Raw genomic sequence first — 15512 nt, 5'->3', positions numbered from 1 at the left:
AGGAACTAAATCGCTTACTTTTCTGAAAGATTAATTAAACAATCAATTAATACAAATTTCTCAGATTTGATTTGGATAAATTGAATGAACTCTTTGAGCTTTAAAATGTCTAAACTGGAATATAATCCGGGTATAAGGAACGTGTAGAGGAAGTACTTTTAGATAATTATAAATAGTTCACGTCAAATATAAAAGCTAAAAGAAAATCAATTTCCAAAAAGATTACTTTTCTCAATGGATAACTTTAAAAACCATTATCATAGAGCAATCTAATAACAAAAATAATGATAGAGTGTTTGATGTTTTTCGAAAAAGTCGAATTTGACAAAAAAGTTTTCAAACACCTAGAGTCAATCTTTTGTCGATGGGATCTTATTAATAAGGAGGGAGTTAACTAGAAATAAAAAAGGGGATCAAAATTTGAAAAATCTTAATCCCCGTCTTGTGAACTTAACAGGACGCTATCCAAACTCTTTTTTTACAGATATAGAAAATATTTTAGTTTTAACTCATTGATAATAATTCATTTAAAGATATTTTGATTTTGTTTGAATTCTGTTAGGTATTCCACTATTACTATATTTAGTGACATATCTAAATTACACATTATATTTACATATATTGTATAAATTTAATTGATAATATTTATAGCTGGCCTGTTATGTCTTAGTATTTCCGCAAATAATATAAAAAACAGTACTTATTGCAAAAGCTTAAAACGTATCTCTAACAGGCTAGGATGGTCTAGCCTTAAGGATAGGAGGAGGAAGATGCTACCGCTAGTTTTTATCAGCAAAAGTTTTTAAAGGTTTATCGTAATCTTATACCCCAGAGATTTAATATCTTTGTTTTTAGCCCTTACCGATAAACTGTTACGCATATTATGGCAATATCTGAAAAATAGCCTCTTTTGCTGCACAATGCTTCAGCTTATCAAATGTAATGTGGAAGTTGCAGTTAATGTTTATGAAACATGTGAATTTTAGTTATAATTGTTTTAGCGAAAAAGGAGAAGTTAGTTTACCCGATAAGGTATTTACGACCTCCTGTTTGGAAGATGGCTTCCAGCCCATTGTTTTTCTTGACAGCTGTGTCTGTTTGCATATCATTAAAGTGGTAGAACATAAGAGAAAAGCACAAGGGGTCAATATCCAGAGAATATTAGCATTGAAAGAGTATATAGCCAAATATCCCGAAACCAGGATCGATCCTTTTTTTGCATTTTTAGAGCTCTGCTCACAAAAAGAAAGTTTCGATTTTGAAAAATTCGAGGATTTTAGACACCGGATTGATTTCTTTACTCAAGTCCCCATTAAAATTTTTAAAAGCTTTAATTACGATTTTTACCGTGACTTTTTTGTGTTCCGAAGAATACCTCCCATGAAGGGAGATCCAATGGAGCCTGTGAACCAGATTCTGAAAAATTCTTATTGTACGTTACTTAAAATAAGAAGCCTGGCAACAAAAGGTCTGACAAAAAGTAATGCCGAATATAATATAGATGCACTGGCAGACTGGATGACCAATGAACTTAACATCTTTCGCGGTGCCGAGTATAAGTTGGGAATGAATATTTTTGGCGGAAATACGGAGTTTAGGAAAATGATAGGGTTGGACAATAAGCCTAAGGATGTCAAAAAAAAGCTTAAAGGAACTGCGTGGGATATGTTTCATTCCAAATTTACAGCAAACAGCTTTCGTATATCAGAAATACTCCAGAAAGCTATTTATCCGTTTTTTTTAACCAGTGATGCCAATCTGTTTAAAATATTTCAAAATTTTAGTATAGAGATCGTGAAAGACGGAGGAGAAAATTTCGTCACTTCTTTCGTAATGACTTCTGATTTCTCATATCCCCATCTTGATGATACTTTTATTGAAAAAAATAATAAAAAACTCTTTTACTTATTTGTGAACAGAAGTAATCATCAGCATCTCTTTAATGAAGAAAAGGTCGACAGGATGATTTCAGAGCTTGAGGCCGAAAATAACATTCCGTAATTATCAAGATTAATAGTGAAAATGTAGGAGAATGATTCATTCCATTCTGATGTTTATCCACTAGTTTCGGGAATGCATGGTCTAATTCTTTTCCAAATCACATTTCTTTACTGCGCCAACAGCAGAAAAAAGTGCGGTCTCCATAAAAAAGACAATCCGAAACATGTCGTAGCCTTAATGGCTGGAATAGCAATATTAAAGCCAATGTTTAAATATTGCCCCGTAGAAAAGAATAATTAGACAGTTAATTATGTTCCTATTTTTATGTAAATACGGAAATTCATAAGGGTATATTTATATCTTTGCATAAATTATAGCCTTTTAAAAATTATATGGATAACAAAGAGAAATATGTTAAGTTGATCACCAGGAGACTTACCTATCTAAAAACAGAGGTGATGATTTTAAATGCCCTAAACCTGACCGACATTAACATCTTTGCAGAAAATTTTTATAGGGATCTTTTCAACCTGATTGGCTATAGTTTCACCAATACGAATTTTGAATCCAATAACTACGCTTTTATTGACCTGATAGATCATGTGGATAAGATAGCAATCCAAGTGACCTCCCAAAATGATAACGTCAAGATTAAGGAAGCTATCGATGGATTTTATAGTAAGCCGGAAAATAAAGATTATAAATTAAAGCTGATGCTGATATCCAAAGATGCTAAGGACTATAGAACGAAATTCGGACATGATTTCAAACACAAGGACGATGTTTTGGATATCACAAGACTTCTTGCCTTGATAAATGATATCTCTGATCTGGATCAGGTTAAGAAGATTGCAGAATTCTTAGACAAGCACATTGTCCCGGAAAGAAATAAGACGGAATCCAATGAAGTTGAAACCATAATGGCACTGATAGGGTATTTAAGTAATGAAGATAATTTGGCAGTCTCCGAGAGGCCTGGAAACGTTGATCCGGACTTTAAAATTTTCAACAGATTTGCTGATCATAGCAAATTTTTAATAAGTTTGTATTCGGAATTATGTATGTTGTATCAGCAGCCCTTGGCTGAGGCAAGAAAGGAAGTAGACGCTGTGAAAGCGATTAAAATTTCCACTTATCTTAAATATGAAAGTGATATGGTGCTAACTAGGGAAAATAATGATCCCAGAGCAGCTCTTGATCAACTCGCTGATATCTTTAATAATAAATTGTCAGTAAACGGACTTACATTCGATAAGCAGGCCATCAGGTTTTATTTGCTCGATGAGCTCATTAATTGTAACGTATTTCCAAATTAATAGAACATGTTGGTAAGTAAAGACGAAAATATAAAAACATCATCGGTATATGTCGCCTCGCTGATACTGAAATCCATTCAGCGTCGAAGAGCCGACAAGATATCTATTTTCGATGTTGCGAAAGATCTGAAGAAATACAATATTACCCGTTACAGGCATCTTTTCTTCGGTCTTGCATTTTTGTACTCCTCAGGGATCATCGACTTTAATGCCCCATTTATATATGTTAATAAACAGAAATGATTAAGTTAAGTAGATTATATAGTGAACCTAAAATATTCGAACCCATCTCTTTCGATTATGGGATCAATATTATCATGGGAGAATCTGCCGAAAGCACAGATAAAAAAATTGGTGTCGGAAAATCTATTTGCATCGAATTTATTAATTTTTGTTTATTAAAGCGGTTTTCTGACAGTAGGTTAAGCCTCATACCCAAAAGTTCCATCGATATTATCGAAAGTGATATCAAGTTGGATCTAGACTTTAATGGGAAAAAAATGACCATTGCAAGGTCCATAAGAAATCCGGAAACCATAACGCTATACTTGGATCAAAGGGAGACTATTTTCGACCGTCTTGAAGATGCCTCTGATTATCTGGGTAAACTATATTTTGATTCTTTTCCTGCCAATTTGAAGAGACTAAGTTTCAGAAATCTGCTTCAACCCATCATTAGGGATGAAAGGTCTGAATTTAAAGATCTGATCCAATCCCATGACACGAGCAAGAGGATTCCACCTGACTATAGTCCCCATTTATTTTATCTTAATCTTGGACTTGAGAAGTATTCCGATCTTAAGGTGGTAAATGAAAATCTCAAGAAAAAATCGGCATATTTTTCAGAAATAAAAAAAATTGTAACTCGCAACAACGAGATCAAAATTCCCGATGCTAAAGCGCATCTCAATGAACTTGATAGTGAGGTACATAAAATCAACAAAGCGATCGAAGCGCTCAAAGGTAATGCTTCTTTTGAAGCCCTGCAGGATGACCTTGTTAAACTGGAGGAGAGGATGCATACCCTTAGGGTGAGGCAGCAGGCTGTAAAATATGAAATTAAGCAGATCGATTCTCTGCCGGCACCTGAAAATATCAATGAACAGGAAATGGCCATCATTTTTAACCAGTTCAAACAGGGCCTGGGCGACCTTGTCGAAAAATCACTGGATGAACTTAAGGAATTTAAAAACAAAATTGATGGATTTCGTTCTTCTATTGTCAATGACCGTCTACAGTCACTTAAAGAAGAGCTGAGCTTGTTGAACGAAACCCTACGGAAATTGGATGACGATTATTCCAGGAAAGTAGGTCTAATTGATAACGGCGAAATTCTGAAAGATCTAAAAACTTCAATCAAGGTTTTTAATGAAAAGAACAGTGAACTGAGCAGTCTTAGGTCCTTAATAGAACGACATGACACCGCAGAGAGGGAAACAAAACTTCTAAAAGCTGAAAAGACCGCCTTGTTGGCCAAATTTGATGAAGAGCTCTATCAGAAAACTGAAGTTATCAAAAGTTTTAGGGAGACAATCCTAGAGATCCACGAACAGATCATGGGCAATAGGGAAGCACATTTCGATATCATTACTACAAAGAACAATAGTATTGTGGAATTCATTATGAGAACCGATGATGACGGGAGCCATTCCACAGAACGTATGAAAATCTTCATTTATGACGTTTCTCTTATGTTCAATGAATATACAAAAAAATACCACCCAGGATTTTTGATCCACGACAATATCTTTGAAGATGATGATTCCATCGAAAAGAGTCTTAATTATCTCTATTCTTATAATGAAAAGAGTCCAAACGAGTTTCAGTATATCGTTACTTTGAATAGGGACCTTATAGAACTTGCTGACAAGAAAGGAAAATTGGTATTTGATATCGATTCTGTCAAACGTGCTTCCTTTACAAAAGAAAAGAGGTTTCTGGGACTTAAATACAATGAAACGAAATAATACGGGATTCGAACTTTTCCGCTTCTTCGGTGTATTTATAAGGTTTTTCAGTGGTCGAGGCTATGTTTGCCACGATTTTGCCACACTTTATAAAAACCTTTCGTTTAAACGTCTTCAAAGCGCATTTGCGGAAAGTGAGGGATTCGAACCTAATGATTTAAGTAATTGAAAATCAAATGATTTAAAATTTACTTTTCAAAAGTGCCACGAATTTGCCACAACTCCAATATCTTATGGATTAAGCTACAAAATCTGAACGACTCAACTAAAATACACTTTAGTTTCGATATGCAAATTAGATATTTAGTTATTATGAAATAATAACAGCTTGATCTATTGTTTAAAATATGAGTTATTTTATTTTTTGAAGGGAGAAATACTAATCTGTATTGCAACTGATCTACCCAGATCAGAAGATGCCTTCAAAGAATTCAGGGGCAATGACGGTTTTTTCACAGGTAGAAGAGACGAAGGACAAAATACCAGAGTCAGTGCGGCATTTATTACAAAGATAAACCCAGATAATTGGGAGAATGCAGAATATTGGATTATGGAAAATCAAAAAGCATTGAAACCTCTTGATCTGAGGAAATCACCATTGATAACCCGCTTTATTGAAGAAAACATCATATATAGGACTCAAGGAAAACCATTTGGTGAAATTATAGAATAAGGAAAGTTATTTTCTTAATAGGCGATTAAAGTATTTAAAGCAAAATATAAATTATGAAAAAAGCGCTCGCTCTGGTGATAGGTAATGGAATCTATGAGGATCCAGATGATAACCTTGATAATGCCGTAAACGATGCAATTGCTATTGAGAAAAAACTTCATAACCTTGGTTTTATAGTTATCTTAAAAAAAAATTGTACCAAGGTCGAGTTTGAAAAAGCTATAAAAGAGTTTGAGAAAAAACTGGAAGGGTTTGAAGTTGGTCTTTTTTACTATTCAGGACACGCTTTTCAGATTGAGAGGGAGAACTACCTTTCCGCAACAGATTCGAATTTTGAAGATAGCGATTTTGCAAAAACAAGCTGTATACCACTTCAATTAATCATCAAAAAAATGGATAGAGCTAAGTCTGATGTTAAAATTATAATATTGGATGCTTGCAGAAATAATCCCTTGAAGGAAAGATATAGGGGAGGAAAAGAGGACCTTGCTCCAGTTAAGGCTCCTAAAGGTTCTCTGATCGCCTTTTCAACCTCTCCTGGTGAAAAGGCACAGGATTTTGGGAAGGGTGGCCACAGCATCTATACTGGCTGCCTGCTCAAGCACCTGGAAGATCCGGATATACCGATCGAGGTTCTTTTTAAAAGGGTTAGGGTTTCGGTAAATAGTTTATCGAAAGGTAAGCAAACCCCGTGGGAGCATACTTCCATGATTGAGGACTTTTATTTTCATCGCTCAGAATTGGTCCATGTGACAGATCTGCCATATGACAGCCAAAGCTTGATCAGGGAGCAATTTGTTCCAAAAGGTGGTGTAGCAGATAAATTAATTTTAGATTTATTCTCCACGCAGTTCAGCGAACAAAATTATGCCGCAACGAAAGTACGCAGTTTGGCAAAGGTAACGTTATCACCCAGTGAAAAATTTTTGTTGGGTCGTGGCGTACTGTATGCCGCCAACTACGGCGGTTTTAAGGCCAGAGATCTTATTAATACACTGGGAAATTGGATCATATCGTTTGATGAAAAAGGAGAAAACCACCTTTTAAATGGTATTCTTTTCGAAATATATTTCGATGAAAAAGGTCATTTAAGCAAGGATTATTATAAAGGTGAAATGTTAGATGAGATCTATCAGTATGAAAGTGATAGTAAGTTTGAAAAGTCTTTCAAGTTTTTGCTGGAGCAGCTAAAACCTCACCGGAACTATTTATTTTATCTGCCAGGTGATGGCCGTATAACAATTGATTTGCTCTTAAAAGAATATGAACTTAGCCTTGCTGGGGGGCATAAGAGAAAATATTTTGAGATACAATCGATGAAAATCGGCGGTAGTGAACTTTTTAAGCCCGGGCAGGAGGACGAACTATTTGGTAGTAGTTTAACATCAATGTCCGAATTTAGTAAATCCATTGTTAAATACCTGCTCATTCCAAAATCAAAGCAGAACATTATAACTCCCTTTGAAGATGGAGAGGTTAAAACTTTAGGATTACCACCCGGCTTTGATATTCGTGAGATTATGAAAGCGCGCGGGCAGTAATAAATTTTAAGTGCCGTCGAGGTTTATTTACAAGCACTCGTAAGAATAGTATAAATCGTTTCCGCGACAACAGGGCTACTTAAGTACGGTTTGATATCATGGTGATTATCGCTGTTATTTTCAATTTCGTGATTTATAATTTGTGGTGTAACCCTAAAATTCTTATTGTTCAAAGGATTAAGAGCCACTATATCTTTAGGATCATAGATATTGACCCACTGACCATTTAAGATTTTGGGATAGGAAGGGCAGGGATAAAGTTGCCTTTGAACCGCTTGAACTCCTAATGGTGATCCAAGCGTAACTAACCCTCTTATGTCATATTGGTTTTCAGCCAGGGTATGTAAAATATCGTATGCGATCACAGTCCCTAAAGAATGCGAAATAATTATTGTTGGTTCTTTGGTTATGGCTGAGGTGTGGAAACTATTGATTTCCTGTCTTGCAGCTTCTACCACCAAATACGTGACAACATCGTCGGTTTTCCACTTTACACAAAAATTGCCAAGCGAATCTAACCTCCGATCCACAAGCCTTGCCAACGCAATAACATGTTTGTTGTTGGTCAGCCCTCTATATTGCTCTGTTTCGCCTGATTCTTGAGCTACTTCTTTCTTGCTTATGCCCGAATTTTTACGCAGTTCTTCCAGAAGGTCTTCATATACTTCATCGAATTCACTTACATTATTTGGTGAACGCATTTTAAATTTGCCGTCTTTGATAGCCTGCTTATAAAGATCACGCTGATGGATCAGGTCTTTCCCGTAATATGGCAGGGTCAAATTTAAATTTTCCGGAAAAGGGATGTTTGCATTTTCAAAAGAAGCTCTGAGTGCTTCCGCCCAAATTCTTAGTAAGATCTCTTGCGAGAACTCTTCCTGAGCCCTGCCATGTATAAATAAAATCTGCATTATAATTTTCTATAATTTTGGGTGTCATGTAGATATCCAAGTCCGGTTCGATTGATCGCTGTCCAAAGTCCTGGTTCTAATTGTGTTGAAAGATAACTATATGGATTTTCTGGTAGTAACTTTAAATATGACCAGCCTTCAGTTAGCATAGGAATAGGGATGTCAAAGTGCTCAATATTTTCCAGATTTACACCCGATAATTTTCCCAATATTTTAATATCACCTAATACAGGCTCCGGCTCATCTTGCATTATATGGTAAATGGATCTTACCCCTTCGAAATTACCTTTTTGATAATAAGCATAGGCGGCAAATAGTCCGAGGGTTGGATCAAGATTTTTATACCTACGTAAAAAGCCAGCTATTTCTTCATCCCCGAGGAAGATACCATTTTTTGCAGCTGCAATAATCGTTGCCTTTCTGCGCGCTATTTCTCCAGATCTGCGGTGTGCTTGCTCTCTACGCCATCCTGTTGTAGGAAAATAGTTTACAGTCAAAAGCTTTCCTTTTTCGAAAACTACTTGTGTAAAAAAACCGTCCAAAATAGTTACAGGGTAAAAAATCCTTGTTCTGGGGTTTCCTATTATAAATATATTGTCCTTATCCAAGATGTTATATGCTTCATCATAATCTAATATCTGCGGAATTGCAAAATTTCGGTATCGAAATTTTAAAGGTCTTTTAGAAAAAACGACCGGGTTAAGCAAACCGCTTACCATTAATCCTGTTTGTTCCCTACTGAACGTATTTGGCGAGGTGAAAAAATCATTATCATACTCATCATTGTATGCACGACGGAAATTATTAACGATTTCACGCGTTTTTACATCAATATTAGCACCGCTTATCTGCACAAGTTCTTGTAGTTTGCTTGAAACCGTTTGAATTTCATGATGTTCCCCCGGAGGCGATACGGAAGGTAAATTACCTTCTGGAGCACTTTCTACAGTTGGTGTACCAATATCAAATTTGGACAAATGCAATGGATCACGGGAGGTCACATCGCTCATAGGAAACTGACGCTTGGCACCGGCAGCAGCGGTTTCAGTTGGAACAATTTTTTTTAAGTATCTTCCTAATTCATCAGAAAGCACGGCTGGAAAACCAGGTGCTAAATTCTGGATCTGCTTTATTACCTCAGGAACGTTACCATTGAGGCAACTCAGTAAATGATCGCTATATATGCTTCGGTAGGTACCGTCGTTATTTTTAATGTCAACAGCAGGTTGCCCAGGCCATGTGGAATAAAGTACATCAACTTCTGTATCAGGATTCAATTTATCCAGATTTGGCAGAATTGCTGAACCCGAAGCAGCTTTAAGTGCTTTGTGATCAGAGGGAACACGGCATGAATCCGAGATGAAGATTACGTGAGGAATCCCAGAGGTATAGGCAAGCGCTTTGTTGAGCGAAATACTAATGCAATCATCCGGATCATTTTGGTAGTCAGGTAGGAGCCATACATCGTTAGCTGCTGTATGCTCAACCCCATGTCCTGAAAAATAAACAAGAAGTTGATCTGTCCCATCTTCAATTATTTTACGAATTACCTTTTTTATTTCTGCTATATTACAAATACCTGTTTCCTCGCCTTCAGGTTGATCAACAAATAGGTAGGTATTGTATCCTTGATCCCGTGCCCAGTTCCTCATCTGGATTGCATAGTTTGATGGGGTGTCTAAATATTGGAGATGGGGAACTTCATTAATCCCAATAAGAATTGCATGTTTAATTATTTCTGGCATAGCTATAAATCAAGATCTTTTTTGGTGAAAGATGTTTACCAATATCAGGATTGATTTCTCAGGTTGAATATGGTAACGCAGTTGAAAACTTAGCGTTCTATAGTGTGTGACTATTTCTTCGGTGTTAACGCTCAAATATCTGTACTTTTTGAACAAAAAATCAAATTATGATTCTTCTGCTAAACAATAATAGTAGACACGAGTATCGCCATCGAAACAGGCTAAAGTTGTTGGATTCATGAGTTCGAGGTTAATTTGTTTTAGTAAATATATAGAATTTTGTAAGAGAAAGTACAGAATAAGTAGAAGATTTATTTAATAATGATTTACAATTTATATTAATATTGATAGAATTTTTTGACATTTAATATGTTACATATGATTAATAAGTTGAAATACAAGACTTCCTTAGTAGCATTTTCTCTTTCCAAAATTTTTAATCATTAAATTTGCTGTTTCACTTATCTCATAGGAAGATTTTTTTTGCCTTCCTGTATCCATTCTAATAGTTCTGTCTTAGAAAAATAAAGCCTATTTCCCTTTTTATAATAAGGAAGTTCACGCAAGCAAACTTTTGAGTAAAGTGTTGGTAACGAAAGTTTGAGGATTTTGCATGCTTCTCTTGCACTAATAAATTCTTTTTCAGGCAGTTCTTTTTGAATACGATCTAATAGAATTTCTTCAATTTTATCCAATCGACTTTCTATCCTTTTAAGAATATTTGGAATCTCATCAAACGTATAATTCATAACTTTTTTCGAATTTTATGACTATTATAATTGATATTTTTTTGTATAACCTTTAATAGCTTAGTTTGGCTTTAAATGTCCCCCCCCCCCTTAATATATATTAAAACCTGCTAATTTAACTCTATAAATGGTTTCTCATGAACATCCATAATGTTTTTACCAATGTTGAACAGATTGATTTTTATTCTTTCAGACGCTTCTTTTTCAAACTGTCAACAATTTTTGCATAGATTTCAGTGGTCTTAATATCTTTATGACCTAGCAATTTTGAAACCATATATATTGATGTTCCTGCTGCTATTTGCAGCGTTGCAAAAGTGTTGCGGAAGCCATGAAAAGTAAAGTGTTTGTTAATTTCTGCATCTATTAACCATTTTTTTAGTTATGTAAATCGGGAAGGTATTTTAACTTTGCTTTAGAAGACCATTAATATTATTATTTAAACTTAATGGTTGTTTGTAACTAAAAACAAACAATATAACATCTACGAATTACAAGGCATGTCAATTGTAGTTTAATTTGGTTGGAATTATTATGCTAGGAGAGAGTAAAAAGTTGATAAGGCTTGTATTTGCTTTGGTGAAAATTTTTGATAGACTTTGATTATGAGTGTGTTAAAATAGGTGTTGTGATTCTGCTAATAATATCTACTTTGGATTAAGTATGAAATATTAAAATAGATTTTATGCTATTAAATCATTATTGCTGTAATATTTCCTTTTTGATGCGGTATCCTTAATGACAGGAAGATATGTATTTATTGTAATGAAAATTTTGCAGTTCCTTAAAAATACTTTTGATATCTAGGTGTCATATTGATGTGAGAATGTCATTAATTACTGCTGCTGCTATGAAAGTTTCTACTGAATTTCCCTTTTTAATTGATATAGCGTAAACTGCTTTTTGTTTATCATTTCATATGATTAAAAATATTAATTTGTAAATCAAATAAATACATTAATTATATGAAGTCAGCCTATTTATACGTCCGTGTAAGTACAGACGAACAAAAGAGAAAAGGTTACTCCTTGCCAGAACAGGAAGATAGATTATTGAAATATTGTAAGTATAACAATATCGAAGTCAAAGGAATCTATCGTGAAGACTATTCTGCCAAAAATTTCAACCGACCTGAGTGGAAAGAATTGTTTTCAGAAATTAAAAAGAAATCATCAGGAGAAGATAAAAACATACTATTTATAAAGTGGGACAGATTCAGTCGTAATGTTGAATATGCTTACGAAATGATTGGAAAGCTGCGAAAATATAAAACGACAGCAATGGCTATTGATCAACCAATTGATTTCTCTGTGCCGGAAAGTACCGTTATGCTGGCTGTATATTTAGCGGTTCCGGAAGCGGAAAATACTCGGAGGGCTCAAAATACAGCAAATGGTATTCGTCGAGCGAAGTTGATGGGTAGATATCCTAATAAAGCACCTATTGGATTTATTAATTTGACATTAATGGATGGTAAAAAAACTATTGTTCCTAAAGAGCCTGAAGCTGATATTATAAAGTGGTCTTTTCATCAAGCTGCCCAGAACGATCATAAGATTTCCGAAATAATGAAAATGGCTAATGAAAAAGGATTGATATGTTCACGGTCACACTTCTTTAGAATTTTACGGAATCCAATTTATTGTGGGCTTATATCAGTCAAACTTAAGTCTAATGAAGAACAAATGATAAAAGGTTTGCACGAACCTTTAATATCTGAATCGTTATTTTATCAAGTTCAGTCTGTTATTAATACAAAAAGAAAAACTACTTCTAAAAAAGATGATTTGAAAGAGCTGTTTTTTCTTAGAGGTTTTTTGACTTGTCCTGTTTGCGATCGAAAACTCACTGGAAGTATTGCACAAGGAAGTTCAAAAAAATACCCATATTATCATTGTCATAATCGCTGTAGGACAAGGATAAACGCAGTTTTTCTGAATGATTGTTATCAAAATAAGCTTCAGCAATTAATACTATCAAATAATACAATTGACTTATTTAAATGTATTTTACAAGACCAGAATATAAAGACACTGAAAGCAAGTTATTTGTATAATCAAAATTTAATTGAGAGAAAAATAAAAGAAAAGGGGCAAGTTCTTTCTCAAGGCAGAAAGTTGTTTTTAGCAGGAGTATTAAAAATTGATGACTATAATGAATTAAAAAAAGAGAATCAAGTTAACATTAGGCATCTTAAGAAGGAAGCGCGTGATATTTTTCTTAAATTAAAAGCTATTGATAAAAAGAATCAAATAGAAGATAAAGAATTAGTCGAAGTTTTTCGAAAATTTTCCGAGTTTGACATCTCAGATAAAAAAAGTCTTGTGAGTCTTATTCCACCAGTTGATATTGATTATAAAACAGGAGATCTTTCTTTGGACTTGAATCAAGCATTTTTAAAAATATTATCAAAAAAAAGTAACCGAAAAACTAATAAGAAAAATGAATTTTATTGATAAGAATGTTTCAGTTGAACAAGCGATTATTCTTTTAGCTAAGAATGGAGTTCAGGTAAATGAGAAAGAAGCTAAAATTATATTAGAATTACTATATTTAGTATCAAAAAGTTACAATAAGCCAAAAGAGGAAAAAATACTAGAACCTTAATGGGATTTCAAACTACGCTTTAATACCGATGAAATCTCTGATAGAGCACTTTTAGACTGTCTGTTTCAGGTGGACTAGGGATTTCACATCAAAAAATTCAAACTATAAAATGTCAAGCTGTAAAAGCTTGATATAGAGATTTTTATGTGTAAAAAAAGAGAGACAACTATCAAATAGTTGTCTCCTTCAGTGACCTCGACAGGATTCAAACCTGTAACCTTCTGAGCCGTAATCAGATGCGCTATTCAGTTGCGCCACGAGGCCTTGTGTTATGTTTTTGTTTAACGGTTGCAAATATACCACTTTTTTCCGTTCTTTGAAAGATGAAACAGAGAATTTTACTTTTATTTACGGTTTTTGCGCTAATTGCTTGTAAGAGAGAATCAAAAATTTCGTCCTCAGACTGGACAAATATCTCCGGCCGTACCCAATTTAAGGAACATGACGGAGTTCTAGAGCTAAAATCGGGGAATTTTACATATAATTTTAAGCAGAATCAAACTCCTTTTAAGAAAATCATCCTATTGAATGCTAGTATGGCAGGGTATATTTCAGAGCTTGGAGCAGAAAATGTAATCATAGGCGTTTCAAGTCCGGAGTATATTTATTCAGATAAAATCCAGAATCTGATTAAAGAAGGAAAAATCCAGAATGTAGGAAGTGAACAGAAATATGATGTAGAAAAGATTATCTCTATGAAACCGGATGCTATTTTTACCAATCATATTGCCAGTTTCGACAATACCTATGAGCTTTTAAAGAATAACGGCATTCAGGTTATATTTCTGGATGAATATATGGAGCAGAAGCCTTTGGAAAAAACAGCTTATATCAAACTTTTTGGAGAGTTTTTAGGAAAAGAAAAAGAAGCAGAAGCTAAATATCAGGAAGTTGAGAAAAACTACAGCGATCTGAAACAGCTTGCCTCAAAAGCAAAAGAAAAACCTGTTGTCCTGGCTAACGAAATGTATGGGGATGTTTGGTATCTTCCGGGAGGAAATACTTCTGTGGCTCATTATATTTCGGATGCCAATGCCAATTACATCATGAAGGATAATAAAGATGAAAAAGCATTAACAATGAGCTTTGAAGAAGTATATGCTAAAGCAGGAGGTGTTCAGTACTGGGTAAATGCAGGAAGCCATACTTCAAAAAAAGAAATGCTGGGCATGAATCCTTTCTATGGAAAGCTGGATGTATTCAATAAAGGGAAGATATATACCATTGCAGGAAAAGAAAAACTGAAAGCAAACGACTTCTTTGAAAGCGGTGTGGTAAGAGCAGATCTTATTCTTAAAGATTATATAAAGATCTTTCATCCTGAACTTTTACCGGATTATCAGCTTACTTATATGAAAGAATTGCAGTAACTCGTACTATTTGCTTATTTTTGCCTTTCCTTTTTATCAAGTTATGTGGAAAAAAATTAAACAGCTTATCTTCATCATTCTTGTTCTGAATGTAGTTTTTATTATCTGGGGCAGATTCTTTAATCCGCCAATCACTCTTACTCAGATAGGAGGGCTTTTTGAATACGGAAAACTGCACAGAGATTATATTTCCTATGATGAGATGGGAAATAATGTGAAGAAGGCAGTAATAGCCTCTGAAGACCAGAAATTCTTTGATCATGACGGTTTCGATTATACTGCTATCGAAAAAGCCATGAAAAATAACGAGAAAGGCAAAAAAATAAGAGGTGGAAGTACTATTTCCCAGCAAACGGCAAAGAATGTGTTTCTTTGGCAGGGCAGAAGTTGGGTGAGAAAAGGACTGGAAGCTGTTTATACTTTTATTATCGAAAAAGTATGGACTAAAGATATTATCCTTGAAAGATACCTGAATTCCATAGAAATGGGGCAGGGGGTATTTGGGGTGGAAGCTGCTGCTCAATATTATTTTGGGAAATCCTCCAAAGATTTAAGTACCTCAGATGCAGCATGGATTGCCGCTGTATTACCTAATCCAAAGAAGTATGACCCTAAAAATCCATCTCCTTATTTAAGAAAGAAACATAATTGGATTATGAGACAGATGAGGAATGTGAGTTTGAAATAGTATC

General features: G+C 34.6%; 13 protein-coding genes, 1 tRNA gene and 1 pseudogene. 10 read left to right on the top strand and 5 right to left on the bottom strand.

All coding sequences use genetic code 11. From position 1 onward, the window contains the following. Window positions 1-966 precede the first annotated feature (966 nt). From CQ022_RS06890 to CQ022_RS06860, 6 genes are all read left to right on the top strand, one after another. Window positions 967-2001: a hypothetical protein gene (locus CQ022_RS06890; protein ID WP_165791591.1), complete on the top strand. Its 1035-nt coding sequence runs from the start codon at window positions 967-969 to the stop codon at window positions 1999-2001. Between the two features lie 332 nt (window positions 2002-2333). Continuing rightward, window positions 2334-3257 (top strand): SMEK domain-containing protein, encoded by a 924-nt coding sequence (locus CQ022_RS06885; protein WP_105680710.1) that lies wholly within the window; start codon window positions 2334-2336, stop codon window positions 3255-3257. Between the two features lie 6 nt (window positions 3258-3263). Beyond that, the gene (locus CQ022_RS06880; protein ID WP_105680709.1) at window positions 3264-3500 is read left to right on the top strand and encodes a hypothetical protein; all 237 of its coding nucleotides are present in this window, start codon (window positions 3264-3266) and stop codon (window positions 3498-3500) included. After that, window positions 3497-5224 (top strand): DUF2326 domain-containing protein, encoded by a 1728-nt coding sequence (locus CQ022_RS06875; RefSeq protein ID WP_105680708.1) that lies wholly within the window; start codon window positions 3497-3499, stop codon window positions 5222-5224. The genes CQ022_RS06880 and CQ022_RS06875 overlap by 4 nt, the downstream gene beginning before the upstream one ends. Before the next feature lie 364 nt (window positions 5225-5588). Further along, window positions 5589-5897: a hypothetical protein gene (locus CQ022_RS06865; protein WP_105680706.1), complete on the top strand. Its 309-nt coding sequence runs from the start codon at window positions 5589-5591 to the stop codon at window positions 5895-5897. 53 nt (window positions 5898-5950) lie between these two features. Then, entirely contained in the window at window positions 5951-7438 is a 1488-nt protein-coding gene (locus CQ022_RS06860; protein WP_105680705.1) for a caspase domain-containing protein, read from the top strand. Between the two features lie 23 nt (window positions 7439-7461). Here the strand turns inward: CQ022_RS06860 and CQ022_RS06855 are convergent, their stop codons facing one another. The 4 genes and pseudogenes from CQ022_RS06855 to CQ022_RS06840 all read right to left on the bottom strand — a co-directional run. Beyond that, on the bottom strand, window positions 7462-8349 hold the full coding sequence (locus tag CQ022_RS06855) for a hypothetical protein (RefSeq protein ID WP_105680704.1): 888 nt from the start codon (window positions 8347-8349) through the stop codon (window positions 7462-7464). Then, window positions 8349-10094 carry a caspase family protein gene (locus CQ022_RS06850; protein WP_105680703.1) on the bottom strand — a complete coding sequence of 582 codons (1746 nt, stop codon included), beginning with the start codon at window positions 10092-10094 and terminating at the stop codon, window positions 8349-8351. Before CQ022_RS06850 ends, CQ022_RS06855 begins: the two co-directional genes overlap by 1 nt. Before the next feature lie 461 nt (window positions 10095-10555). Further along, window positions 10556-10843 (bottom strand): helix-turn-helix domain-containing protein, encoded by a 288-nt coding sequence (locus CQ022_RS06845; protein WP_105680702.1) that lies wholly within the window; start codon window positions 10841-10843, stop codon window positions 10556-10558. 181 nt (window positions 10844-11024) lie between these two features. Next, window positions 11025-11213: pseudogene (locus CQ022_RS06840) on the bottom strand (tyrosine-type recombinase/integrase); the annotation flags it as partial. Between the two features lie 595 nt (window positions 11214-11808). Here CQ022_RS06840 and CQ022_RS06835 point away from each other — a divergent pair. Continuing rightward, window positions 11809-13299 (top strand): recombinase family protein, encoded by a 1491-nt coding sequence (locus CQ022_RS06835; RefSeq protein ID WP_105680700.1) that lies wholly within the window; start codon window positions 11809-11811, stop codon window positions 13297-13299. Beyond that, on the top strand, window positions 13286-13450 hold the full coding sequence (locus CQ022_RS06830) for a hypothetical protein (protein ID WP_047388376.1): 165 nt from the start codon (window positions 13286-13288) through the stop codon (window positions 13448-13450). Before CQ022_RS06835 ends, CQ022_RS06830 begins: the two co-directional genes overlap by 14 nt. 190 nt (window positions 13451-13640) lie before the next feature. On the opposite strand, the gene CQ022_RS06825 is transcribed toward CQ022_RS06830, so the two are convergent. Beyond that, window positions 13641-13714: transfer RNA gene (locus CQ022_RS06825), tRNA-Arg, on the bottom strand. Between the two features lie 59 nt (window positions 13715-13773). Here CQ022_RS06825 and CQ022_RS06820 point away from each other — a divergent pair. Both CQ022_RS06820 and mtgA read left to right on the top strand, forming a co-directional pair. After that, window positions 13774-14820: an ABC transporter substrate-binding protein gene (locus CQ022_RS06820; protein ID WP_165791590.1), complete on the top strand. Its 1047-nt coding sequence runs from the start codon at window positions 13774-13776 to the stop codon at window positions 14818-14820. 43 nt (window positions 14821-14863) lie between these two features. After that, window positions 14864-15508: a monofunctional biosynthetic peptidoglycan transglycosylase gene (gene mtgA, locus CQ022_RS06815; RefSeq protein WP_105680699.1), complete on the top strand. Its 645-nt coding sequence runs from the start codon at window positions 14864-14866 to the stop codon at window positions 15506-15508. Window positions 15509-15512: the final 4 nt, after the last annotated feature.

Source organism: Chryseobacterium culicis (assembly GCF_002979755.1).
Classification (GTDB): Bacteria; Bacteroidota; Bacteroidia; order Flavobacteriales; family Weeksellaceae; genus Chryseobacterium; species Chryseobacterium culicis_A.
Note: the sequence above shows the minus strand (reverse complement) of the source record. Positions and strands in the feature narration are given on the sequence as shown.

Bases quoted from the DNA above. Each gene is read 5' to 3' on its own strand.
- CQ022_RS06890 (WP_165791591.1), top strand. From the start codon at position 967: ATGAAACATGTGAATTTTAGTTATAATTGTTTTAGCGAAAAAGGAGAA.
- CQ022_RS06885 (WP_105680710.1), top strand. From the start codon at position 2,334: ATGGATAACAAAGAGAAATATGTTAAGTTGATCACCAGGAGACTTACC.
- CQ022_RS06880 (WP_105680709.1), top strand. From the start codon at position 3,264: ATGTTGGTAAGTAAAGACGAAAATATAAAAACATCATCGGTATATGTC.
- CQ022_RS06875 (WP_105680708.1), top strand. From the start codon at position 3,497: ATGATTAAGTTAAGTAGATTATATAGTGAACCTAAAATATTCGAACCC.
- CQ022_RS06860 (WP_105680705.1), top strand. From the start codon at position 5,951: ATGAAAAAAGCGCTCGCTCTGGTGATAGGTAATGGAATCTATGAGGAT.
- CQ022_RS06855 (WP_105680704.1), bottom strand. From the start codon at position 8,349: ATGCAGATTTTATTTATACATGGCAGGGCTCAGGAAGAGTTCTCGCAA.
- CQ022_RS06850 (WP_105680703.1), bottom strand. From the start codon at position 10,094: ATGCCAGAAATAATTAAACATGCAATTCTTATTGGGATTAATGAAGTT.
- CQ022_RS06845 (WP_105680702.1), bottom strand. From the start codon at position 10,843: ATGAATTATACGTTTGATGAGATTCCAAATATTCTTAAAAGGATAGAA.
- CQ022_RS06835 (WP_105680700.1), top strand. From the start codon at position 11,809: ATGAAGTCAGCCTATTTATACGTCCGTGTAAGTACAGACGAACAAAAG.
- CQ022_RS06830 (WP_047388376.1), top strand. From the start codon at position 13,286: ATGAATTTTATTGATAAGAATGTTTCAGTTGAACAAGCGATTATTCTT.
- CQ022_RS06820 (WP_165791590.1), top strand. From the start codon at position 13,774: ATGAAACAGAGAATTTTACTTTTATTTACGGTTTTTGCGCTAATTGCT.
- mtgA (WP_105680699.1), top strand. From the start codon at position 14,864: ATGTGGAAAAAAATTAAACAGCTTATCTTCATCATTCTTGTTCTGAAT.